Genomic DNA, 22924 nt, shown 5'->3' with positions numbered 1-22924 from the left:
CGCGGCTTACGGAACGTTCAGCGGCGCGTTGGCGTCGATCAGCGTGCCGTTGCCCAGCTGGCCCTCCGCGTTGCGGCCCCAGGTCCACATGGTGTTGTCCTTCTGCAGCGCGACGCCGTGCTGCAGGCCAGCGCCCACGGTGACCCAGGTGGTGGCGTCGCCGATCTGCACCGGCTGCGCCGCGTTGACCGTGGCGCCGTTGCCGACCTGGCCGTTGCTGTTCGAGCCCCAGCCCCACAGCGTGCCGTCGGTGCGCACCGCCAGCGTGTGCGCCAGGCCGGCCGCCACCACCGACCAGTTGCTGGCCGTGCCCACCTGCTGCGGCGTGGTGGCGTTGGCGGTGCTGACCGTGCCCAGCTGGCTGGAGCTGTTGTCGCCCCAGGCCCACAGCGTGCCGTCGGCGCGGATCGCGGCCGAGTGCGTGCCGCCGGCCGAGACGCTGGCCCAGGTCAGCGTGCCGATGCGGGCCGGCGCCAGCACGTCGCTGGTGCCGCTGCGGCCCCAGGCCATCAGCGCGCCGTCGCTGCGCCGGCCCAGCGAGTGGGTGGCGCCGGCCGACACCATGGTCCAGGTGTCGGTGCCGATCTTGACCGGCGCCAGGCGGTCGATCTTGGCGCCGTCGCCCAGCTGGCCGTTGAAGTTGCGGCCCCAGGCCCACAGCGCGCCGGCCTTGTTGATGGCCAGGCTGTGCGATTTGCCCGCGGCGACGTAGACCCAGTCGGTGGCGGTGCCGATCTTGACCGGCGTGGGCTTGTCGACCGTGGTGCCGTCGCCCAGCTGGCCGTTCTGGTTGTAGCCCCAGGCCCACAGCGTGCCGTCGGCGCGCAGCGCCAGCGTGTGCAGCTCGCCGCCCGCCACTTGGCGCCAGGTGGTGACGCCGCCCGCGACGACCGCCGGCTTGCCGTGGTCGATGGTGGTGCCGTCGCCCAGCTGGCCCTGGCGGTTCCAGCCCCAGGAATACAGGTTGCCGTCCGCGTGGCGGGACAGCGTGTGGTTGCCGCCGGCGGCCACCACGGCCCACGGGGCCTTGACGGTGATGTCGGTGCTGGCCGTGACGGTGCCGACGGTGGCGGTCACGGTGTCGGCGCCCGGCGCCTTGCCGGTCACCAGGCCGGTGCCGGAGATGACGGTGATGTTCGTGCCCTTGGCGCTCCACGTGATGCCGGTGCTGATGGCGCTGGTTTTGCCGTCCGAATAGGTGCCGGTGGCGACCATCTGCTGCGTGAGGCCGACGGTGACGGTGGGGTTGGCCGGCGTGACGACGATCGACTGCAGGGTGGCCGCGGCGGGGGTGGTCGGGGTGGTCGGCGTGGAGGTGCTGTCGCCATCGCCGCCGCCGCCGCAGGCGGCCAGCAGCGCCAGCACGGGCGCCAGCAGCATGGTGTTCAGGTTCAGTGCAATTTTCATATTCATCCAGTTGTGATCTGGACCGCGGTGGCCAGAGCAGCCAGTGTAGCCGCAACCAAGCCCGCGCGATCAGGGGAGCTGGGACGAATTATCCATGCATTTATGAAAAATGAGGGCAGAAAACAACAGCCGGCGTGGCCGGCTGTCGTGGGGGTGCGGAGTCGCGCGGGGCGCCCGGCCTACTTGCGGCCGCGCGGCGCGCCCTTGCCCGCCGGGGCCGCCGGCTTGGCTTTCACCTTGATAGTATCGAGGATGGAGGCGCGCGCCTTGGTGTCCACGCTTTCGCGCGCGGTCAGGGAACCGGTCAGCGCGTTGGCGCGGCCGCCGCGCGCCACGGCCGCCGGCACCGCCGCGCGGCCCGCCGCGTGCCGTCCGCCCGCCGCGCCCGGCGCCGGCTTGGGACCGGGACCGGACCTGGCGCCCGGCGCCAGGGTCGGCATGGCGCGCTTGCCCTCGGGCGCGGCCTTCAGGTTTTCCTCGCCGGGCGTCCAGGCCGGGATCAGGTGCTTCTCGCCGTTGCCGATCAGGTCGCCACGGCCCATTTTCACCAGCGCCTCGCGCAGGATGGGCCAGTTCTCCGGGTCGTAATAGCGCAGGAAGGCCTTGTGCGCCTTGCGCACCTTGCCGCTGCGGGCGGTCTCGACCACCTCCGAGTCCTGGCTGACGCGCTTGAGCGGGTTGCGGCGCGAGTGGTACATGGTGGTCGCCATCGCCATCGGGGTCGGCATGAAGGTCTGCACCTGGTCCAGCTTGAAGTTGTTCTTCTTCAGCCACAGCGCCAGGTTCAGCATGTCCTCGTCGGTGGTGCCGGGGTGGGCCGCGATGAAATAGGGGATCAGGTACTGCTTCTTGCCCGCCTCCACCGAGAACTTGTCGAACATGGCCTTGAACTCGTCGTAGGCGCCGATGCCCGGCTTCATCATCTTGCTCAGCACGTTGGACTCGGTGTGCTCCGGCGCGATCTTCAGCAGGCCGCCCACGTGGTGGGTCACCAGTTCCTTGACGTACTCGGGCGAGCGCACGGCCAGGTCGTAGCGCAGGCCGGAGCTGATCAGGATCTTCTTCACGCCGGGGATCGCGCGCGCCTTGCGGTACAGCGAGATCAGCTTGCCGTGGTCGGTGCCCAGGTTGACGCAGATGGACGGGTAGACGCACGACAGGCGGCGGCACGATTCCTCGATCTTCTTGTCCTTGCAGGCCAGGCGGTACATGTTCGCCGTGGGGCCGCCCAGGTCCGAGATGGTGCCGGTGAAGCCCTTGGTCTTGTCGCGGATGTGCTCGATCTCGCGCAGGATGGACGGCTCGGAGCGGCTCTGGATGATGCGGCCCTCGTGCTCGGTGATCGAGCAGAAGGTGCAGCCGCCGAAGCAGCCGCGCATGATGTTGACGGAAAAACGGATCATTTCCCAGGCCGGGATGTGGGCCTTGCCGTAGCTCGGGTGCGGGGCGCGCGCGTAGTTCATGTCGTACACGCCGTCCATCTCGTCCATGGCCAGCGGCAGCGGCGGCGGGTTGATCCACACGTCGCGCTCGCCGTGGCCCTGCACCAGCGCGCGCGCGTTGCCGGGATTCGATTCCAGGTGGAACACGCGCGAGGCGTGCGCGTACATCACCGGGTCGTCCTTGACGGTCTCGTAGGCCGGCAGGCGCACCACGGTGCGCATGTGCTGCTCGCGCGCCAGCTGCTGGCGCTCCTCGCGCGTCATGATGCGGATCGGCTTGATGACTTCCGGGGCCTTGGCGGCGTTGTCGGTGGCGCAGGCGCTCTTGTCCTCCTGGGCCATGGCGTAGGGGTCCGGATGGGCGTCGACATTGCCGGGCACGTCCACGCGGGCCGAGCCCTGCTCGCCCCAGTCCGGGCCGGGCAGCCAGCCGGCCGGCACCATGAAGGCGGTGCCGCGCAGGTCCTTGATGTCCTTGATGTCCTCGCCCGCGTTCATGCGGTGGGTCAGGTCCACCAGCGCGCGCTCGGCGTTGCCGAAGATGAGCATGTCGGCCTTGGAGTCCGGCAGCACGGAGCGGCGCACCTTGTCCGACCAGTAGTCGTAGTGGGCGATGCGGCGCAGCGAGGCCTCGATGCTGCCGATGATGACGGCGGCGTCCGGGAAGGCCTCGCGGGCGCGCTGCGCGTACACGGTGACGGCGCGGTCGGGGCGCTTGTTCGGCTCGCCGTTCGGCGTGTAGGCGTCGTCGGAGCGGATCTTGCGGTCGGCCGTGTAGCGGTTGACCATGGAGTCCATGTTGCCGGCGGTGATGCCGAAGTACAGGCGCGGCTTGCCGAGCGCGCGGAAGGCGTCGGCCGAGTGCCAGTCGGGCTGGCTGATGATGCCGACCTTGTAGCCCTGCGCCTCGAGCAGGCGGCCGACCAGGGCCATGCCGAAGCTGGGGTGGTCGATATAGGCGTCTCCCGTCACGAGGATGACGTCGCAGACGTCCCATCCCAGCGCGTCCATTTCAGCGCGGGTCATGGGCAGGAAAGGCGCGGCGGGAGCGCGGGCAGACCGCTTGGGGACGGTCGCAAACAGATTGGTGGGGGTCATGGCCGCCATTGTACCGGAAATGCACCGGCAACGCGCATTCGATAGTCTATATCAATTGGAATTTCTTTTTAAATTTCAATAACTTGTGAGATACGGACAATCATGACGACCTGTCAAAAAATGTAGGCAATACCATTGCCTTTGCTGTCAATTTTGCTATAACGAGAAGACCCCACAAGGAGATTTGCCATGCGCCGCCGCCTCTACTACATGCTTCCCGACATCCCCAGTGCCCGCGCCATGCTCGACGAATTGCTGCTGGCCCGCATCGAAGAACGCCACATCAAATTCATGGCCAGGGAGGGCACGCTGCCCGACGACATGCCCGACTGCAGCTTCCTGCAGCGAACCGACCTGGTGCACGGCGCCCAGCTCGGCATGGTCATCGGCGGCATCGTCGGCCTGGGCGCGGCCATCCTGCTGACCATGTTCCCGCCCGACGGCTGGACCCTGCGCACGGCCACCATCCTCGCGGTGGCGCTGGGCGGCGCGCTGTTCGGCGGCTGGGCCTCCGGCATGAACGCGGCCGCCATCCCGAACACCAAGCTGGAACAGTTCGCGCCGCGCATCGCGGAGGGACAAGTGCTATTGATCGTCGACGTGCCGCCGAGGCGCGTGGTCGAAATCGAGGAGATGATCGCCAAGCGTCATCCCGAAATCAGCTTTGGCGGTATCGAACCGCCCGCGCTGGCGTTTCCGTAACGCCGGCCGCCCGGGACTGCCGGTCCCGGGCTCTGATACCGAAACCGGAGCCCTCGCGGCTCCGGTTTTTTTTCAGATCCCCATGTTGGCGAGGATGGAGCCCAGCTCGCGCAGCGCCGGCTCCAGCGTGGGATGCTTGACGGCGAACTTGGCCGAGATTTCCTGCGTCCGTTCGGCCAGGCCGTAGGTGGTGGTGTCCTCCCCGTCGTCGTCGCTGGCGCGCTGCTCCAGCAGCTGGCGGATGTCGCCATCGAGCTGCAGCAGCAGGTCCTGCAATTCCTCGTCGATCGGCCCCGGCGAAGTGGCCAGTTTGGCGTGCAGCGTCTTCAACGATGCCTTCAGATTGTTATCCATGTCCCCGTCCCCAAAGTAGTCGCCATAGTATTCTTATACACCGAATCGCGGCCCCAAGCTACGCATGCGGTCACTCTTCCCGCGACCACCGCATCCACTCCGCGTAGGCGCAATCGGGGTAGCGGGCCACGAAGGCGCGGCGCAGCGTGGTGAGCGACGGCCACTCCTCCGACAGCGCCTCGATGTCCTCGACGCTGACGGAATTGACGTAGTCCAGCAGGTTGATCTCGCCCAGCTCGCCCATGACGAAGATGTCGGCCAGCTCCTCGCGCTCCTCGGTGCCCAGCCGGCGCAGCGGCCCGGCCGGGATGCCCACCACCAGGTCGACCACGCCGTCGGCGCCGCGCATCTGCCAGCCCAGCTGCTCGCCCTCGATCTCCAGCACGGCCGCGTCCTCGCCCTCGCCCACCTGCGCCTCCAGGTAGATCTCCGCGTCGCGCGGCGGCACGCCGAGGTCGATGCGCCAGCCCTCGCCCTCGACCGGGAAGGCCTCCGTGGTGGCCGCCTCGTCGCGGAAGGCGGGCGCGTCGCGCACCACCAGGCTCAGGCGCATCAGGTCGCCGTCCTCGGGGTCCGGCCCCAGTTCCCATCCCAGTTCGGGATACGGTTCCAGCGCGTCCGCCATCAGCGCCATGAAGGCGTCCTGGTCCACGTTGTCCAGCTGGTCCATCACCTGGGCCAGTTTGTCAGCTAGTTGCTTCATTCCCAACTCCTTGCGTGCTTGAGGATGGGCTATCTTACCGTACCGCCGAAAAAAAACCGCACCTTGAAGTGCGGTTTCATCGCGCGGCTTACTTCTCCGTCAGGCCGCGGCGTTCCAGCAGCGGCTCGATCCTGGCGTCGCGGCCGCGGAAGGCGCGGTACATTTGCATCGCGTCCATGGTGCCGCCCTTGGACAGCAGCGCCTTGCGGAAGTGGTCGCCGTTCTTGCGCAGCATGCCGCCGTTTTCCTCGAACCAGTTGACGGTGTCGGCGTCCAGCTTCTCGCTCCACAGATAGCCGTAGTAGCCGGCCGAGTAGCCGCCGGCGAACACGTGCGAGAAGTAGGTGCTGCGGTAGCGCGGCGGCACCGGGGCGAAATCGACGCCGGCGTCCCTCAGCGCGGCGGCCTCGAAGGCCAGCACGTCGGACGGGATCTGCGACGCGCCCAGCGCGGTTCGACGTGGTGGCCATCGCTCATGGTGGCGAAGCGCGCGATACCCAGATCGATTCCGACCACGGCGCCACCGGGCAGGGGCACAGTATCGGCGACTTCACGTTCGGTCTGAATGCTGACAAACCAGGCGGCGCCGGACAGGCTCACGGTGACGTTCTTGATCTCGCCCGAGACCACCCGGCTGTTGCGATAGCGGCACCAGCCCAGCCGGGGAAGGTAGATGCGGTCGCTATGCTGCTCCAGCTTGCATCCCTGGGGATAACGAAAACCGTCGTGCCGGCCGCGGCGCTTGAAACGGGGGAAGCCGGCCCGGCGGGCGAAGAAATTCACGTAGGCATGGTCGAGGTTCTTGAGCGACTGCTGCAACACCTGCGAGTGCGTTTCGCGCAGCCAGTCCGTCTCGGGCTGCGCCTTCCATTCCATTAATGCGGCGCACATGCCTGCGTACGACAAATGCTTTGCGCCTTCCGCATGGCGCGTCTGTTGAAGCGACAGCGCCTTGTTGTACACGAACCGGCAAGCTCCCGCGAATCGACGCATCGAACGCTGCTGCTCGAAGTTCGGGCGGAGTTCGAATCGAAATGCCTGAAGCCGCTTCATGACGGTTCTCCAAGAGCGCCTATATCTCATTAGACCAACCGTTGAGAAAAACGTCGCGGACTCCGGGAGAAAAAAAGCGAAATCGTCACTGCGGAGTTGGATTGCTTCGCAACCCGTTTTATCCATCACCGGCCTGAAAGCCGGTGCTTTCGCAACAAAGGCAGGCAAGACATAAGCACACTGCGTTTTGGGGCAGCATGGGAAGCCAAGGATGATATCAGGACATTTGCCGCGTCATCCGCATTCGATGCCGCGGCGCAATCAGCTCAGTGCGCCAGCTTGGCCTCGATGCGGCGGTCCGGCAGGAACCAGAGCACGGCGACGGCCGCGTACAGACCCACGCCCAGCATGGGGTGGACGAAGGACAGCCCGATTCCCAGCGCGTACAGGGCGATCGACAGCCATTCCTTGCGCTCGCGTCCCACCGCCTGCGCCAGCGCGGACTCGTTGCCGTGCAGGCGCACCAGCAGGTGTTCCAGCAGCAGGTAGGCCAGCGCGCTCATGGCCAGCACCACGCCGTACATGGCGACCGGCAGCGCGCCAAAGTGGTTTTCGCCCATCCAGCCGGTGACAAACGGTATCAGCGACAGCCAGAACAGCAGGTGCAGATTGGCCCACAGCACGGGCCCGTTGACCTTGGCGGCGGCGTGGAGCAGGTGGTGGTGGTTGTTCCAGTAGATGCCCGTGTAGATGAAGCTCAGCACGTAGCTGAGGAACACGGGCGCCAGCGGCACCAGCGTGTCCCAATCGGCGCCGTGCGGCACCTTTAACTCCAGCACCATGATCGTGATGATGATGGCGATGACGCCGTCGCTGAAGGCCTCGAGCCTGTTTTTCCCCACAAAACCTCCCGGAAACAATGAAAACGCATTGTGTTCCAAATCACACCGGGCGACAACCTTGGCCCGGCCTGCGGGAAAAAACGGGAAACAAGGATGGGTTGATGATCTTCCTTAAGGTCGAAGCGACGAATATCGCTACGATTTCCTTGCGGAAACACATCGCCTGCCCCGCAGGGTGCGGGGTAGCCACTTTTTGGGGAGCCAAACCATGGGATTCATTCATTCGTCCTTGCCGGAAAGTCCGGTCAAATCATTGCCCAAGCTGTTCGCGGGCGGAGCGCTCGCGTTCTCGACGCTTGCCTGTCCCTTGGCGGGCGCCATCGATTTGGGTGGGCTCGCCAATTCGGCCGGCCTGGCGATCAAGGCCGCCACCTTGAGCGACGCGGAGGTGGTCGATTTGGCGGACAAATCCTGCGCCGCGCTCGATCGCACGAACAAAGTCGCCGCGCCGGGCAGCAAGTACGCGAAACGCCTGGAGGCGGCGTTGAAGCCACTGAATATGAGCAAGTTCAATGGCAAGAAGCTGGATGCCAAGGTTTATCTGGTGTCCGAGGTCAATGCGTTCGCGATGGACAACGGCTGTATCCGTGTCTTCGCCGGCTTGATGGACATGATGAACGACGACGAGGTGCGCGCCGTGGTCGGACATGAAATCGGGCACGTGTTGCTGGGCCATTCCAAGAAGTCCATGCAAACGGCCTATAGCTTGCAGGCGGCGCGCGGCGCCGCCGGCGCCGTCAGCACCACCGCCGCGACGTTGAGCCAGTCAGATCTGGGGGATCTGGGGCACAAATTCATCGAAGCGCAGTTTTCCCAGTCGCAGGAAACGGACGCGGACGACCAGTCCTACGGCATCCTGCACAAGGAAAAATTGTCGCGGACGGGACTGGTGACGGTCTTCCAGAAGCTGGCGAAGCTGGACGGTGCTGGACGCAGCATGTTCAGTTCGCATCCCTCGTCGCCGGATCGCGCGCAGCGCATGCAGTCCCGTATCGATAAAGACGGGTAATGGAAATGCCGAGGGCCCAGCCTGTGTCAATGCAGCGCATCAATAGCGGTCGGAGTCACGACCTTGGCGCGTGAATTCGCCAGCATGCTCGACTTGCGGAGTCAACCGGGTCCGATTCGCCTTGATCCGGGCCAGCATCCGCCCAAGGCGCCCGATCACGGCATCGGGCGCGACATAGATGCCGGTGCGTTTTGCTTCATCGCGGGAAGCAATGCCCCGGGCGACAAATTCGCTCCACTCCTGGCGGTGCTCCATATCTTCGCGGATCGCCTGCGCGGTGAAACTGGCAGCTGTTTCGCCCTTCTGCGGGTTCCGCTCGGCAAGCCCCGGCAACGTTGGAATCAAAGGATGGATGCGAACATTTTTCATCATTGTTCCCTTTGCGCCGCCGTGGACACTACTTCTCAGCGGTTTGCCCCTGCTTCGTTTCCGCGTCGCTCAATATCCGGATGACAATCTTCTTCGGCGTAGTCGACTCCGTGGTCATGCGAAAAGCGGGCTTGTCGTTCACGATGCGCTGGTTGAACATGGCTCCGGTGAGCGGCTTGCCATCCGTTTCCAGATAGATCACCTCCTCGTACCTGGAGAGCGTTTCCTTCTTCCATTTCGCCATGCCGTCCACACTAGGCTGGGTGCCGTCGGCGGCGTGGGCGGACGTCGCCAGCAACAAATATGAGACCAGAGCCAAGACATAACGTTTCATGTAGCGTTCCTCTGGAATTTACATCCTGGCAATTTTAACAGCTGTGGGCCGACCATCGGCACACCGTGATAGCATCGGCTCTCCCCCTATCCCCACACCGCCATGCATTCGCCCCTACGTTCATCTTACGACGCCATCGTGGTCGGCAGCGGGCCGGGCGGTGCGAGCGTGGCGCGGGAATTGGCGCGGCGGTCGCTGAGCGTACTCGTGCTCGAACAGGGCAGCGCGGCGCCGGTCGCCGGCACGCTCAAGCAAATGGCCGCCATCGCGGCGGTTCCCGGCAAGGGCGCTTTTATCCATCGCGACGCGTCCCTGCTGGTGCGCGGCATTACCGCCGGCGGCAGTTCGACCATTAATTTCGCGACCGCAGCGCCGCCGCCATTGGAAATGTTCGCGGCGTATGGCGTCGATCTCGCGCCGGCGCTGGAATCGCTGCGCGCGGAATTGCCCATGGCTCCCCTGCCCGACGCTTTAATCGGACCCATGGCCGCCAGGATTATGCGATCCGCTTTGGCGGTCGGCCTGGATTGGCATAAGCTGGATAAAATGATACGCCCTCAAATATGCCGGACCGGTTGCTGGCGTTGCGTTTATGGCTGTCCCTTTGGCGCGAAATGGACGGCGCGGGATTTCATCGACGAGGCTTGTCTGCAAGGCGCGCATTTAATGGATGAGGCACGGGCAACGCGCGTTATTTTGGAAAACGGACGCGCCGCCGGAATCGAGTTCTTCGCCGGGGGCCGTTTGCAAACCATCCGCGCCAATAATGTCATTCTGGCTGGCGGCGGATTGGGCAGTCCGCGCCTTCTTTATCAATCCGGATTGGGGCCGAGATCGGTGCCATTCTTTAGCGATCCCGTCGTGGCGGTCATGGGATCGGTGGACGATATCAATGGCGGTGCCGAAGTGCCGATGGCCGCCGGATTGAATATGCATGCCGATGGCATCGCATTGGCTGATTTAACCCTGCCAAAACCGATGTACCAAGCCTTCGCCATGCAGGTCGGGAGATTCGACCGCCTTTTCGCGCATCATAAAACGCTGAGCATCATGGTGAAAATACGCGATGAAATCGGCGGCGGAACCGGCCCGCGCTGGGCGGATAAAACACTGCGGGAAACCGATAAACTCAAGTTCCGCAAGGGCGTGGCGATAGCCAGATCCATATTGGCCGAGGCGGGCGCGCGCCATATATTCAAGAGCTGGCATTTCGCCGCCCACCCCGGCGGCGGCATACGCATCAACGACGGCGTGGATAAGAATTTGATGACGCCAACGCCCGGGCTTTATGTTTGCGACGCCTCCGTCATTCCCCAACCCTGGGGATTGCCGCCATCGCTCACCCTGTTATGCCTGGGCAAGCGCCTGGGCATGCACATCACCCGTTCCTGAAGCCCTTTTCAATCCCTCACAGGGAAAACTCTTGCACATCGTGCCATATTCTGGCGCGATCATGCCTGAGTGTGGCATGCGTCAGTAGTGCGGCGGCCGTTCGTTCAGCGCGCCCTGGCCGCCCTGCGGGTTTTCACGGATATGTTGGGCCAGGGCGGAAATCATCGCCTCCAGTTTATCGATCTGTTTTTGCTGCTCGTAGATGCGCTGGTTCAGGGATTCCACCATATCCTCCTGGTGGGCCACTTTGATTTCGATATCGACGAAACGGTCTTCGGTGTTCATATATGCTCCTGCGGGAAAGCGGGCATTGTACTCCCGCCGGGAAGATTTTTAACGCAGCCTGACAGAAGGCAGCAATTCCACGTCCGGCAGGTTTTCCGCCACCGCCAGTACGGATGCATGGTTCATCAGCGCATCCAGCACCACCGGCAACGGCTCGGCCCAAATCTCGGGCAGATCGCGTTCCTGCGGCGCCAGTACGGGAAAAGCCAATTGCTCGCGCGGCGGGGTGAATTGCGCATCGACACCGGGTTTATTGCCGCGCGCGTCGATGCGATACCAGCCGTATTGCTCGAGAAACACCGCATTCAAGCCATGCAGGCAAAATGGCGGTCCTTCCGTGCCGACCGCCAAACGCTGATAGCACAAGCCGGCCGGAATGCGGTTCGCCCTTAATAAAGCGGCCAACAAATGGCTTTTGGCGTAGCAATAGCCGGTGCCGTGATGCAGAACGTCCGACGCGCGGCAAGTCACGGGATTGAGCTTGTGGTCCCAACTGTGTTTGATCTCGTCGCGGACAAACTCGAAGCAGCGGGCGGCGATTTCGGCGTCCGTCTTGGCGCCCGCCGCCAGTTCGGCCGCCTTGCGCGCCACATTCGGCTGGTCGCCGTCTATCCAGGTACTGAAGGCGAGGTAATCTTTGATTAACATGTGCTTCCGAAATAGTTAAATGAAATACAATTCTATAGTTAAACCGCGCCGGCCGCACGCTCCCCGGTAATGAAATACATATCCATTTCGCCCTTGCCCTTGGCCGCGACCTTGCCCCGGTATTCGCAATCGAAATCGTCACGCGCCAAATCGCTGGTATAGGCGGACACATTCACCCGCCCCACGGCGCCGGAACTTTCCATGCGCGAGGCGATATTGACGGTGTCGCCCCAGATATCGAACGCGTATTTGCGCTTGCCAACCACGCCCGCCACCACCGGGCCTGAATGAATCCCGACCCGCAGCGTCCACTTGAACGGCGCCTTGCTGTTGCGCTCCTCGATGAAGGCGATCATTCTCAGCCCGGCGCGCACGCAACGCTGGGCATGGTCCGCACACGGCTTGGGCAGGCCGGCAGCGGCCATGTAGGAGTCGCCGATGGTCTTGATCTTTTCCACGCCGCATTCGTCGGTGATGTCGTCGAAGGCGGCGAAGATCTCGTTCAGTTCCGAAATCATGCGGTCGGCCGGCATGGTGGCGGCCACGGCGGTGAAACCGGCGAAGTCGGTGAACAATACGGTGGCGGACTCGTGCCGCGCCGGCTGGGCCTGGCCCGTGCTGGACAGTTCCTCGGCCAGTTCCACGGGCAGTATGTTGTACAGCAACTCCTTGGTGCGCTTCTGCTCGGCGTTCAGTTCCAGCGTGCGTTGCGTGACTTTTTGTTCCAGCTCCTGCTCGGAGCGGCGCAGGTTGTCCAGCAGCGCCTCCTGCGCGGCCAACTTTTGCAAACGTTCTTGATTGAAACGGTCGGCCAGCGCCAGCGCCATCACCAGCAGTTCGAAGCCCGCGCCCCACATCACGTACACCAGGCTGGGCGGCTCGCCGCGCACGTTTTGCAGCGAGGTGTAGGTGGAGGCGGCAATGGCGGGCAGGTAGGCCACCAGCATGAAGCGGGCGAAGCGGTCTCCCCGCAGCGCGCATTTGACGATGGCGTAGCCAAGCAATGGAAAGATGGGCTGCCACAGCAGGCCGCCGACGATGTAGACCAGCTGCATTTCCTCCGCATGGCCCCGCACCCCTAGCGCCGTCATGCCCGCCAGGATCAGGCTGGTGACGCAGTTGATGCCGATCAGGCCCCACAGCACCATGCTCACGCGCGGCATGCGCCGCCACAGGTCCAGCAGGCGCGAAATGAACAGCGGCGTCAACACGCACACGGCCAGCAGCGACAGCACCCAGGAACACTGCTCGAACCGGGGCGCGTCCGGCCACAGCATCTGGAAGGCCGAACCGTAGCCGCCCGCCGCGCTGCTGGTGGTCCAGATGATGGCGAGCAACGACAGCACGTACACGAGGTGGTCGTGCTCGCGCAGGTAGAGCCACAGCATCAGGTTGAAGCCGGCCAGCGTGGCGGCCATGCCCAGGTAAAGCAGCCATTGCGTGCGTTCGGACTGGGCCCGCGCCTGGTAGGCGGACGGCGTCCACATCAGCGGCTTCATCATCACGCCCTGGAAGCCGGTGCTGCGCACGCGCAAATACAGTTCCGCCGTGCCGCCCGCCGCGACCGTGACGGGAAACACGAAGTAATCCGTGGCCAGCGGACGCTGGGAGAACGGCCGCCCCGCGCCGGCCGAGCCGTGCAGGTAGCCGCCCTTGCCGTCGGACTGGTACAGGTCCACTTCCTGCAAGGTGCGGTTGCTGGTGTCCAGCCACCAGGTGGCCGGCTCCCGGCCGCTGTTGCGCACGGTGAAACGCATCCAGTAGGCGGACGTCGTGAAACCGACCGAGACCTTGCCGGGAGCGAAGCGCGCGGCCTGCGCGGCGGCCTGTTGCACCGTCATCGCGCCGCCCGGGTCCTCCAGCAGCAACGCGGCGCCGGAAAGGTCCAGCGGCTGGGCCCAGGCGCCGCACGCCATCCACAGCGCGCAATGCAAAAGCAACTGCTTGAAGATCGACTTCATGGCAGGCCCCCTGTTTACTCCCGGAAAAGAATTCCCAGAATCACATAATCACCGCGGGAAGTAAACCGGCGCGGCGGGGCTCAGGCTTTGGGTGTGGCGAGCAGTTCCTTCATGCGCGCCAGGCGTTCGCGCGGGGTGAGGATTTCGGATTCCTTGGGCACGGCGTCGCCCACGTCCAGCTCCATCTCCTTGATGAAGCGCGACTGGTCGCAATGCACCTGTTCGCCCGCGCGCTTGCGCTTTTTGCACCAGGTGACGCGCAGCGTGCGCTGGGCGCGGGTGATGCCCACGTACATCAGGCGGCGCTCCTCCTCGATGCGCTGCGCCACCGTTTCCACCGGCGCGTCCGGATCGCCCTTGTGCGGCAGGATGCCCTCCTCGCAGCCGACCAGGAACACGTGCGGATACTCCAGCCCCTTGGAGGCGTGCAGGGTGGACATGCGGATCGCGTCCGGCTCCTCGTCCTTGCCTTCGAGCATGGACATCAGCGCCACCATCTGCGTCAGTTCCAGCACGTTCTTTTCCTCGCCGTCGCGGTCCTTGCCGCCCCGGCCCCGGTCCTTCAGCCAGTTGACGAACTCCATCACGTTCTGGAACTTGCCTTGGGCGGCGCGCTCCTCGAAGCTGTCGTACAGGTAGGACTCGTAATGGATGGCCTCCATCAGGTCGTCCAGCACCTGGGCGGCGTTGTCGCCGCTGCCGGACGGGCCCGGACGGCTGGCGCGCGCCTCCAGGTTGTTGATGAAGTTGCAGAATTCGCGCAGCGGCAGCAGTTGCCTGTCCGGCAGCTTGGCCTCGATGCCACCCTTGAACACGGCCTCGAACAGCGAACACTGCCATTGGCCCGAGAACGCGCCCAGCACTTCCAGCGTGGACTGCCCTATGCCCCGCCGCGGCGTGGTGACGGCGCGGATGAAGGCCGGGTCGTCGTCCTGGTTGGCCAACAGGCGCAGGTAGGCGATGATGTCCTTGATCTCGGCCTTGTCGAAGAAGCTCTGGCCGCCGGAGATCGTGTACGGGATGCGCTGGTTGCGCAGCGCCTGCTCGATGATGCGGGCCTGGTGGTTGCCGCGGTAGAGGATGGCGTAGTCGGTCCACTTGTTCTTGCGCTCGAAGTGGTCGGCCGAGATCATGATGGCGATCTGCTCCGCCTCCTGCTCGTCGTTCGGCATGGCGTGCACGGTGATGGGCTCGCCCAGGCCGTGCTCGGACCACAGCGACTTTTCGAACAGCTTGGGATTGTTGCCGATCACCGCGTTGGCCGCCTGCAGGATGCGGGTGGTGGAACGGTAGTTCTGCTCCAGCTTGATCAGCTTCAGGTCCGGGAAATCGACCTGCAGGTTGCGCAGGTTCTCGATGGTGGCGCCGCGCCAGGCGTAGATGGCCTGGTCGTCGTCGCCCACGGCGGTGAACATGGGTTTCTTGCCGATGCCGGTCACCATCAGCTTCACCAGTTCGTATTGGCAAGTGTTGGTGTCCTGGTATTCGTCGACCAGCAGGTAGCGCAGGCGGCGCTGCCACTTGTCGCGCACGGCGCCGTTGTCGCGGAACAGCTCCACGGGCAGGCGGATCAGGTCGTCGAAATCGACCGCCTGGTAGGCCGCCAGCGTGGAGATGTAGCTGCCGTAGATGCGGGCGGCCTGGGCCTCGTCCTCGTCCTTGGCGTCGCGCAGCGCCTGCTCGGGCACGACCAGGCCGTTTTTCCACAGCGAAATACTGTTCTGGATGCCGCGGATGATCTGCTTGTCGGTGGTCACGGCCAGGTCCTGCACCAGCGAATAGCAGTCGTCGCTGTCCATGATGGAGAAGCGGTCCTTCAGCCCCAGGTGGTTGGCCTCCTGGCGCAGGATCTTCACGCCCAGCGAGTGGAAGGTGGACACCGTCAACTGCTTGGCCTGGCGCGGCTGCTTGAGCAGCTTGGCGACCCGTTCCTGCATTTCCAGCGCGGCCTTGTTGGTGAAGGTCAGCGCGGCGATGGTGCGCGGATCGTAGCCGCGGTCCTCGACCAGGTGGGTGATTTTCTGCGTGATCACGCGCGTCTTGCCGGAACCCGCGCCGGCCAGCACCAGGCATGGCCCGTCCAGGTAGAGCACGGCTTCGCTTTGGGGGGCGTTCAGACCAAACTGTGGGGCGTTAGACATGGTTTCGGGGCGGGAGCGGGAAGTACAGCCAGCCATTGTAGCAGCGCAAGCATTGATAATTGGGGGCCGGGCGGAATATAGTGTCGTCAGGCGTCGGTACGCCTCACCTACCTGGGCTACGCATCATGAAATTTGAACACTTAATAGAAATCAACGATCCGATGAACCCGTTGATCGACGAGATCAGCCACGAACAACTGTGGCGCGGCCTCGTGTTGCGGGCGGAATCACCCAGGCTGTTCGTGCCGCACCTGGACGAGTGCCAGATCGCCAACCGCGGCGAGAACGGCTTCGACCGCAAGCTGCGCTACGGCGAACTGGTGATCACCGACCGCGTGGTGCTGGAAACCATGCACCGCGTGCGCTACGTGGTGGCGCCGCAGCAGGACATCAGCGCCTCCAGCCTGACGATGACCATCGAAATCCCCCACCCGGGCCGGCTGTTCGTGCGCTTCGAGTACGAGGACGGCCACGACGCCGCCACCGACGAGGCGAACGCGATGTACGACGAGTTCCGCAAGTCGGCCTACGAGGAATCGGACATCGACACCATCCGCGTGCTGCGCGACCTGGCCGAGCAGGGCCGGCTGGACGCGATGCTGAACTGACCGCGGCCGGGCCGGGGACCGCGCGTCAGGGCAGCGCCGCGCTGCCCCAGACCTGGCTCATGCGGAACTCCGCCGCCGGCTCGCCCGGCGCCAGCACCTCGCGTATGCCGTTCTGGTCGCTGCGCGTGTCGCGCTGCGGGAAAGGGTCCAGCGGCGCGCCGCGCGGACCGGTCAGCGACGTCACCCAGGGCGACGTGGAATTCAATCCCTTGCGCGACACCACGCCGATTTCCCCGTTCCGCAGCCGCACGCGGGTGCCGATGGGGTAAATGCCCAGTTCGCGTATCAGCACGGCGGCCGGCAGGCTGCCCAGCGTGGTTTTGCCCTCCAGCAGGATGTCGCGCAGCGCCGCGTTCGGCGCCAGGCTCTGGCGGTAGCCCCGCTGTGACACGCGGGCGCAATAACGGTCCGCCAGCGCCACCAGCTTGGCCGACTCCGGCACCTGGGCGCCGCCCTTGCCGGACGGGTAGCCGCTGCCGTCCTCGTTTTCATGGTGATGCAGCACGCAGGACAGCCAGTCCGGGTGGTCGACGCCGGCCTGGCGCAGCAGCGCCACGCCGGCCTGCGGATGGGCCTGGATCAGGCGCCGGTCGTCGGCGCTCAGCGGGGCGGTCAGCGCGTGCAGGCGGGCATGGCCGGCGAGCATGCCGACGTTCATCGTCAGCGCCGCCAACGTCGCTGTTCGCACGTCTTCGTCCGGCTTGTTCAGCGAAGCGGCCACGATCTGCGTCACCACGGCCGTGTCCACGCTGTGCCGCACCGGATACGGCATGGCCCGCTGATTGTGCAGGATGGACGCGACCGCGATATCGGCGTTCAGCGCCACGGCCCGCGCCACCATCCCGGCCACTTCCTCCAGCTTCCCGCGCGCATCGGACGCCATCCCGCCCGCGATCTGTTCCAGCACGGCTTGCAGCGCAAGCGCGGCGCCGTTCAGCAGGCGCAGCACCGACGCCGGCTCCGCGCCCTCGGGCCGTTCGCCGGCGTCATCATAAACGCCGCGCTCGACCAGGCTGTCAAGCTGGCTGCTGTTCGCGATCAACTGCCCCTTGAGCGCCAGCAGGCCGCCGCCCGCCCCGTAGACATCCCAAGGCAGCAGCTGACCGACACGCAGGTCGCCAGGGCCGATCTTCCGTATTTTCACCGCATCTCCATAGTGTTGCCGTACATCAACTTACTTCCAGCATAGTAGAGAAGACGCGGGCATTCAAGTGCCGGGCGTGCAATCCGGGCAGGGCACGGGCGCCGGCGGCTCGGCGGCCAGTTGCTCCGCCAGGTCGCGCAGCGCGGTGCGCACGCCCTCCTCCACCACCGGGTGGTAGAAGGGCATGTCCAGCATGGCGGACACGGTCAGCCGCGCCTGGCAGGCCCAGGACAGCAGGTGGCCGATGTGCTCGGCGCGCGGGCCCACCATCTCGGCGCCCAGGAAACGGCCGCTGCCGAACTCGCCGTAGACGCGCAGCATGCCCTGGTTCTGGCGCATCACGCGGCTGCGGCCCTGGTTGCCGAAGGAGACGGAACCGGCCGCGAAGCGGCCGCCGTGGCTGGCGCACAGGTCGCGGTAGCTGGCGCCCATGGTGGCGATCTGCGGTTCGCAGAAGGCCACCGTCAGCGGCGTGCGGCGCAGGCCGGGCTGCACGTCCGGAAAGCGGGCGGCGTTGGCGCCGGCGATCTTGCCCTGGTCGGCGGCCTCGCCCAGCAGCGGCAATTCGTCGTCCGCGTCGCCGGCGATGAAGATGGCGCTGCTGCCGCACTGCATGGTGCGGCGGTCGTACAGCGGCACGCCGCGGCGGTCCAGCGCGATCTGCGCCAGCTCCAGGTTCAGCTCGTGCACATTGGGTTTGCGGCCCATCGCGGCCAGCACGAAGTCGAAGGATTCGCGGCGTTCCCGGCCCGTCTCGTCGCGGCTGGCCAGCGCCAGCCGCCCGTCCTCCGCGGTGACGGACGCCACGCTGGTCTGGAAACGGATGTCCAGCGCCCCGCCCAGCACGCGCGCCGCCTCGGCCAGCACCTCCGGGTCGCCCAGCTGGGCCACGCTGCCGCCGCGCGCGTACATCGTCACCCGCACGCCCAGCCGGTGCAGCGCCTGCCCCAGCTCCAGGCCGATCACGCCGGTGCCCACCACGGCCACCGAGCCGGGCAGATCGGTCCACTCGAACACGGCGTCGCTGGAAATGACGCGGTCCCCGGCCTGTCGCCATTCCTGCGGCACAATGGGCGTGGAACCGGTGGCGATGACGATGCGCTCGGCCTGCACCAGCGTGTGCCCGTCGATGCTCAGTTCGCGCGGTCCCGCGAAGCGCGCGTGGCCGCGCAGCAAGTCCTCGGCGGGGATGTGTTCCATGCCCTCCAGCACGAAGCCGACAAAGCGGTCGCGCTCGCTGCGCACGCGCGCCATCACGGCCCGGCCGTCGATGCGCACGGGGCCGGGATGCACGCCGAAGGCCGGCGCGTCGGCCACGGCGTGCGCCGCGTCGGCCGCCGCGATCAGCAGCTTGCTGGGCATGCAGCCGACGCGGGCGCAGGTGGTGCCGTAGGGACCGCTCTCGATCAGCACGGCGCGCTTGCCGCCCGCGCGCGCGGCGCGGTAGGCCGACAAGCCGGCCGTGCCGGCCCCTATGATCGCCACATCGGTACGCATAGTCTTCATCGCATCGGCCTCCATTCTGATGAGCTGGGAGTCTACTCTCTTGCGAAAAATCCAGCATGAAACATGGAAACCCATTAGTATTGCTTATCGTTTCAGATTTTTATAAGCGTCTCTTATGGGCAATATCGATTACAAAGCGCTGGCCGTCCTGGACGCGGTCGCCAGCCATGGCAGTTTTGAAAAGGCGGCCGCGGCGCTGGGCATCAGCCAGTCCGCCGTCTCGCAGCGCATCAAGGCGCTGGAGGACGCCAGCGGGCGCCTGCTGATCGTGCGCGGCGCGCCTTGCGTGCCGACCGGACTGGGCCAGCGGCTGATCTCGCACCACCGCAACGTGCGGCTGATGGAGGCGGCGCTGGACATCGACCTGGGCAACCGGGTCAGCATGCCGGAAATCTCGGTGGCCATCGACGCCGCCAGCCTGGCGACGTGGTTCCCGCTGGCGCTGGGTCCGCTGCTGTCGCCACCGCGCTGCCAGCTGGACATCCACCAGGCCGGCCGCGAGCAGGCGCTGCACATGGTGCAGGAAGGCAGCGTGTTCGGCGCCATCGCCGCGCGCTGCGAGTCGCCGTCGGCCTTGAACGGTCCGGCCACCACGCCGCTGGGCGTGATGCGCCATGTGTGCGTCGCCACGCCGGTGTTCGCCGGCCACTGGTTCGGCGACGGCTTCTCCGCCGAGGCCGCGCAGCTGGCGCCGGCGGTGGTGAGTGACCGTTCACACCACAGCCGCTTCCTGGCCGACACGCTCGGCGTCAAGGGCCCCTACCCGCGCCACACGCTGCCGCTGACGCCGGCGCTGTACGAGTGCATCTACGGCGGCTTGGCGTACGGCTTGCTGCCCCTGATGCACGTGGCCGGCGCGATCGACAGCGAAAGGCTGGTGGACCTCGCCCCGGGCCAAGTCTTCGACGTGCCGCTCGAATGGCACGCCTGGAACCTCGACACGCCGTTCACGCGCGCGCTGTCCGAGCAAGTCATCCACAGCGCCCGCCGCTACCTGCTGCAACCCTAACTGTCCACGCCGCTTTGGGGTCAGACCCCAGAGGGCTGCTGACGCCGCTTCCACACAGCATCAGATCCCTTACCATTGCTGACGCCGCTTTGGGGTCTGACCCCAAATAGCTGCTGACGCCGCTTGGGCGCGGGTTTAAATGTCGAGCGGGTCGACTTCGAGCGACCATTTGACGCGGGTCTTGGTGTCGCGCAGCGCCTGCATCCATTCCTTGAGGAAGGCTTGCAGCACGGGGCGGGACGCCGATTCCACCAGCAACTGGGCGCGGTCGACGTTGTGCACGCGCGTCATCGTCATCGGGATGGGGTCGTTGAGGGTGACGCCTTCCCATTGCCTGCAGTCGCGCGCCAGCGTGAGGAATTCGATGGCCGTGGCCAGTTCGGGCGCCTCGGCGCGCAGCAGCGCCTGGAACAGGTAGGGCGGCAAGGCGGCCTGCTTGCGCTCGGCCAGCAGCGCGGAGGCGAAGTGGTCGTAGTCGTGGTTGACCACGGCCGAGTACAGCGGATGCTGCGTGTAGCGCGTCTGGATCAGCACCTCGGCGGGGCTGCCGCCCTCCACCTGCGCCGCGCGGCCGGCCCGGCCCGCCACCTGCATCAGTTGCGCGAACAGGCGCTCGCTGGCGCGGTAGTCCTGCGAGAACAGCGCCGTGTCGGGGTTCATGATGCCCACCAGGGTCAACTTTTTGAAGTCATGCCCCTTGGCGACCATCTGCGTGCCGACCAGGATGTCCACCTCGCCCCGGTGCACCGTGTCGAAGGCTTCCTGCGCGCTGCCCTTCTTGCGCGTGCTGTCGGCGTCGATGCGCAGGATGCGCGCCTCCGGGAACAGGGCCTGCAAGCCCTCCTCCACCCGCTGGGTGCCGCGCCCCACAGGCTGCAGGTCGATGTTGCCGCAGGTGGGGCAGTGGCGCGGGATGCGCATTTCCAGGCTGCAGTGGTGGCAGCGCAGCCGGTGCTCGGGCTTGTGCAGCACCATGAAGGAGGTGCAGCGCTTGCAATCGCTGATCCAGCCGCAGGATTCGCAGCAGATCACCGGGGCGTAGCCGCGCCGGTTCAAGAACAGCAACGACTGCTCGCCCCGCTCCATGCGCAGCTTGAGCGCGGCCACCAGCTGCGACGTGAGGCCGTCGCGCGGCTTGTCGCGCTCCATGTCGATCAGTTTCACTTTGGGCAGCACCGCCGATTTCACGGCGCGCTCGCGCAGCTCCAGCTTGCGATAGCGCCCGCCCTGCGCGTGGTGCCAGCTTTCCAGCGACGGCGTGGCCGAACCCAGCACGATGGGGATCTTGAGCTGCCACGCGCGCCACACGGCCAGGTCGCGCGCCGAGTAGCGCAGCCCTTCCTGCTGCTTGTAGGAGGGGTCGTGCTCCTCGTCGATGACGATCAGCTTGAGCCTGGGCAGCGAGGCCAGCACGGCCAGCCGCGTGCCCAGCACGATGCGGGCGCGGCCCTGGTGCGCGGCCAGCCAGTGCAGCATGCGCTCGCCCTCGGACAGGCTGCTGTGCAGCGTGGCCAGCATGACGCCGGGGAAGCGGGCGCGGATGTTGCCCTCCAGCTGGGGCGTGAGGTTGATCTCGGGCACCAGGATCAGGATCTGGCCCTCCGGCTCGCGCGCCAGCACCTGGGCGCAGGCTTGCAGGTAGACCTCGGTCTTGCCGCTGCCGGTCACGCCGTACAGCAGCGCCGGCTGGTAGCCCAGTGCGCCGCCGATGTGGTCGGCCGCCGCCTGCTGTTCCGCGTTCAGCGCGGGCATGTTCAGCGGCGTGTGGTCGTGCTTGTCCTCCAGCTTGCCCAGCTTCTTGATGGCGCGGTCCAGCGCCACCGTGGTCAGCACGCGCAGGTTCTTGGGGATGCCGGGCAACGCCACCTCGCCCAGCGGACGCTGGTAGTAGTCGGCCGCGAAGCCGGCCAGCGCCAGCCATTCGGCCGTCAACGGGGACAACTGGCCGCGCACGGCGAGCGCGTCCTTGAGCTTTTCCACAGGCACGTCGCTGTGCTCGGCCAGGCCGACGATCAGGCCGACCACCTCGCGCCGCGCGAACGGCACCAGCGCCAGCTGGCCCACTTGGGGCAGCGCGCCGTCCTCGCCTTCCCAGCGATAGTCGAACACGGCGTTCAACGGGGTGTCGAGCGCGATTTTCAGTATGCACTGCGCCATCGGGTCCTAACCTAATCAAAAAAACGCGCCGAAACGCGGCGCTTCCGGTCCCGCCGCGCTATCCACATATTTTGTGGATAACTTTGTGAACAACAGAGCATTTATCTTCAGAAACCCATGATCGCTGAGGGAAATTCGCGTAAACCGGCCAAAATCTCCGATTTTTTCACCTTTAAAATCAACGACTTGAAGAACCCTCCCTAGGGACCGGTTCTACTGCTCAGTTATTCAGCTGCTGTGCATAACTGAAGTATTTAGGGACGGGTTTTTTGCCGAAATCAAGCGCTTTTTGGAGATAACTGGTCTGCAATAACCCTGCTGCACCACAGCATCCGGGCCGCCGCATTCTACTCCGTCTGGAAAGCCTAAGTTTGCGCAAACGCAATGCGTTCCTGCCAATAACAAGCTAACTAAATATCATGCGCCGCAACATTTCCTCATCAGAAACCTTAGCATTGTAACTAAGTCACGGTTTACTAAGTACTTTCGTCCATTATCCACAGTTTTTGTGGATAACTTTGTGGAGAATGCGCGAATAGGACCACTTCGACGGCCGGGGAAAGTTTACAGGCTGGCATCCAGCCCCCTATGAAGCAAAAAATAAACCCATAATAATCAATCACTTGCAAAGTGGCTGCCGAAGAAAAGAAATACACAGGCTGTTATTTCCACAGCAAAAAAAAATGTGTATAAGTCGGCTGGACTTGTTCAGCCGCACCATGGAAAAAGGGCGCGTTTCCGGCGAAACGCGCCCTTTGTT

At 65.2% G+C, this 22924-nt stretch carries 20 protein-coding genes and 1 pseudogene; 5 read left to right on the top strand and 16 right to left on the bottom strand.

The window, feature by feature from the left end:
- Positions 1 to 6: 6 nt before the first annotated feature.
- Both BM436_RS21690 and BM436_RS21685 read right to left on the bottom strand, forming a co-directional pair.
- Entirely contained in the window at positions 7 to 1407 is a 1401-nt protein-coding gene (locus BM436_RS21690) for an Ig-like domain-containing protein (RefSeq protein WP_093557621.1), read from the bottom strand.
- Between the two features lie 179 nt (positions 1408 to 1586).
- Complete coding sequence (locus BM436_RS21685; protein WP_093557620.1) at positions 1587 to 3956, bottom strand: YgiQ family radical SAM protein; 2370 nt, start codon at positions 3954 to 3956, stop codon at positions 1587 to 1589.
- A gap of 180 nt (positions 3957 to 4136) precedes the next feature.
- On the opposite strand from BM436_RS21685, the gene BM436_RS21680 reads away from it, so the two are divergent.
- Positions 4137 to 4649 carry a DUF1269 domain-containing protein gene (locus BM436_RS21680; RefSeq protein ID WP_177307412.1) on the top strand — a complete coding sequence of 171 codons (513 nt, stop codon included), beginning with the start codon at positions 4137 to 4139 and terminating at the stop codon, positions 4647 to 4649.
- Between the two features lie 72 nt (positions 4650 to 4721).
- Here BM436_RS21680 and BM436_RS21675 read toward each other — a convergent pair whose 3' ends face one another.
- The 5 genes and pseudogenes from BM436_RS21675 to BM436_RS21655 form a co-directional block, all read right to left on the bottom strand.
- Complete coding sequence (locus BM436_RS21675; RefSeq protein ID WP_093557619.1) at positions 4722 to 5003, bottom strand: DUF4404 family protein; 282 nt, start codon at positions 5001 to 5003, stop codon at positions 4722 to 4724.
- A 70-nt stretch (positions 5004 to 5073) separates the two neighbouring features.
- Positions 5074 to 5706, bottom strand: a complete 633-nt coding sequence (locus BM436_RS21670; protein ID WP_093557618.1) for a hypothetical protein — start codon at positions 5704 to 5706, stop codon at positions 5074 to 5076.
- 88 nt (positions 5707 to 5794) lie between these two features.
- Positions 5795 to 6154 (bottom strand): annotated as a pseudogene (locus BM436_RS21665) (M3 family metallopeptidase); the annotation flags it as partial.
- A complete protein-coding gene (locus tag BM436_RS21660) occupies positions 6100 to 6759 on the bottom strand; it encodes an RNA-guided endonuclease InsQ/TnpB family protein (RefSeq protein ID WP_177307410.1) in 660 nt (219 codons plus the stop codon). The pseudogene BM436_RS21665 and the gene BM436_RS21660, both read right to left, overlap by 55 nt.
- A gap of 266 nt (positions 6760 to 7025) precedes the next feature.
- Positions 7026 to 7601 carry a TMEM175 family protein gene (locus BM436_RS21655; RefSeq protein WP_093557616.1) on the bottom strand — a complete coding sequence of 192 codons (576 nt, stop codon included), beginning with the start codon at positions 7599 to 7601 and terminating at the stop codon, positions 7026 to 7028.
- A gap of 208 nt (positions 7602 to 7809) precedes the next feature.
- Between BM436_RS21655 and BM436_RS21650 the strand changes: the two genes are divergently transcribed.
- Positions 7810 to 8610, top strand: a complete 801-nt coding sequence (locus tag BM436_RS21650) for a M48 family metalloprotease (protein WP_093557615.1) — start codon at positions 7810 to 7812, stop codon at positions 8608 to 8610.
- A gap of 39 nt (positions 8611 to 8649) precedes the next feature.
- On the opposite strand, the gene BM436_RS21645 is transcribed toward BM436_RS21650, so the two are convergent.
- Positions 8650 to 8982: a prevent-host-death protein gene (locus BM436_RS21645; RefSeq protein WP_177307408.1), complete on the bottom strand. Its 333-nt coding sequence runs from the start codon at positions 8980 to 8982 to the stop codon at positions 8650 to 8652.
- A 25-nt stretch (positions 8983 to 9007) separates the two neighbouring features.
- Positions 9008 to 9313, bottom strand: a complete 306-nt coding sequence (locus BM436_RS21640) for a hypothetical protein (RefSeq protein WP_093557614.1) — start codon at positions 9311 to 9313, stop codon at positions 9008 to 9010.
- Between the two features lie 102 nt (positions 9314 to 9415).
- Between BM436_RS21640 and BM436_RS21635 the strand changes: the two genes are divergently transcribed.
- Positions 9416 to 10705: a GMC family oxidoreductase N-terminal domain-containing protein gene (locus tag BM436_RS21635; RefSeq protein WP_093557613.1), complete on the top strand. Its 1290-nt coding sequence runs from the start codon at positions 9416 to 9418 to the stop codon at positions 10703 to 10705.
- Between the two features lie 81 nt (positions 10706 to 10786).
- Here BM436_RS21635 and BM436_RS21630 read toward each other — a convergent pair whose 3' ends face one another.
- The 4 genes from BM436_RS21630 to BM436_RS21615 form a co-directional block, all read right to left on the bottom strand.
- Positions 10787 to 10990, bottom strand: coding sequence for a SlyX family protein (locus BM436_RS21630; RefSeq protein WP_093557612.1), 204 nt, complete (start codon positions 10988 to 10990; stop codon positions 10787 to 10789).
- A 48-nt stretch (positions 10991 to 11038) separates the two neighbouring features.
- Complete coding sequence (locus BM436_RS21625; protein WP_093557611.1) at positions 11039 to 11638, bottom strand: transglutaminase-like domain-containing protein; 600 nt, start codon at positions 11636 to 11638, stop codon at positions 11039 to 11041.
- A gap of 38 nt (positions 11639 to 11676) precedes the next feature.
- Complete coding sequence (locus tag BM436_RS21620) at positions 11677 to 13599, bottom strand: adenylate/guanylate cyclase domain-containing protein (RefSeq protein ID WP_093557610.1); 1923 nt, start codon at positions 13597 to 13599, stop codon at positions 11677 to 11679.
- A gap of 80 nt (positions 13600 to 13679) precedes the next feature.
- Positions 13680 to 15740 carry a UvrD-helicase domain-containing protein gene (locus BM436_RS21615; RefSeq protein WP_093557609.1) on the bottom strand — a complete coding sequence of 687 codons (2061 nt, stop codon included), beginning with the start codon at positions 15738 to 15740 and terminating at the stop codon, positions 13680 to 13682.
- Positions 15741 to 15865: 125 nt separating this feature from the next.
- Here BM436_RS21615 and BM436_RS21610 point away from each other — a divergent pair, with 125 nt between their 5' ends.
- Positions 15866 to 16348, top strand: coding sequence for an SRPBCC family protein (locus BM436_RS21610; RefSeq protein ID WP_093557608.1), 483 nt, complete (start codon positions 15866 to 15868; stop codon positions 16346 to 16348).
- Positions 16349 to 16373: 25 nt separating this feature from the next.
- Here the strand turns inward: BM436_RS21610 and BM436_RS21605 are convergent, their stop codons facing one another.
- Entirely contained in the window at positions 16374 to 17492 is a 1119-nt protein-coding gene (locus BM436_RS21605) for an HD-GYP domain-containing protein (protein ID WP_093557607.1), read from the bottom strand.
- A 63-nt stretch (positions 17493 to 17555) separates the two neighbouring features.
- Positions 17556 to 18998, bottom strand: coding sequence for a dihydrolipoyl dehydrogenase (locus tag BM436_RS21600; RefSeq protein ID WP_093557606.1), 1443 nt, complete (start codon positions 18996 to 18998; stop codon positions 17556 to 17558).
- Positions 18999 to 19113: 115 nt separating this feature from the next.
- On the opposite strand from BM436_RS21600, the gene BM436_RS21595 reads away from it, so the two are divergent.
- Positions 19114 to 20007, top strand: a complete 894-nt coding sequence (locus BM436_RS21595; RefSeq protein ID WP_093557605.1) for an ArgP/LysG family DNA-binding transcriptional regulator — start codon at positions 19114 to 19116, stop codon at positions 20005 to 20007.
- A gap of 135 nt (positions 20008 to 20142) precedes the next feature.
- Here the strand turns inward: BM436_RS21595 and BM436_RS21590 are convergent, their stop codons facing one another.
- Positions 20143 to 22164, bottom strand: coding sequence for a primosomal protein N' (locus tag BM436_RS21590; protein ID WP_093557604.1), 2022 nt, complete (start codon positions 22162 to 22164; stop codon positions 20143 to 20145).
- Between the last annotated feature and the right edge of the window lie 760 nt (positions 22165 to 22924).

The organism is Pseudoduganella namucuonensis (genome assembly GCF_900116645.1).
GTDB classification, from domain to species: domain Bacteria; phylum Pseudomonadota; class Gammaproteobacteria; order Burkholderiales; family Burkholderiaceae_D; genus Rugamonas; species Rugamonas namucuonensis.
This window is presented reverse-complemented; position numbering and strand designations above follow the sequence as displayed.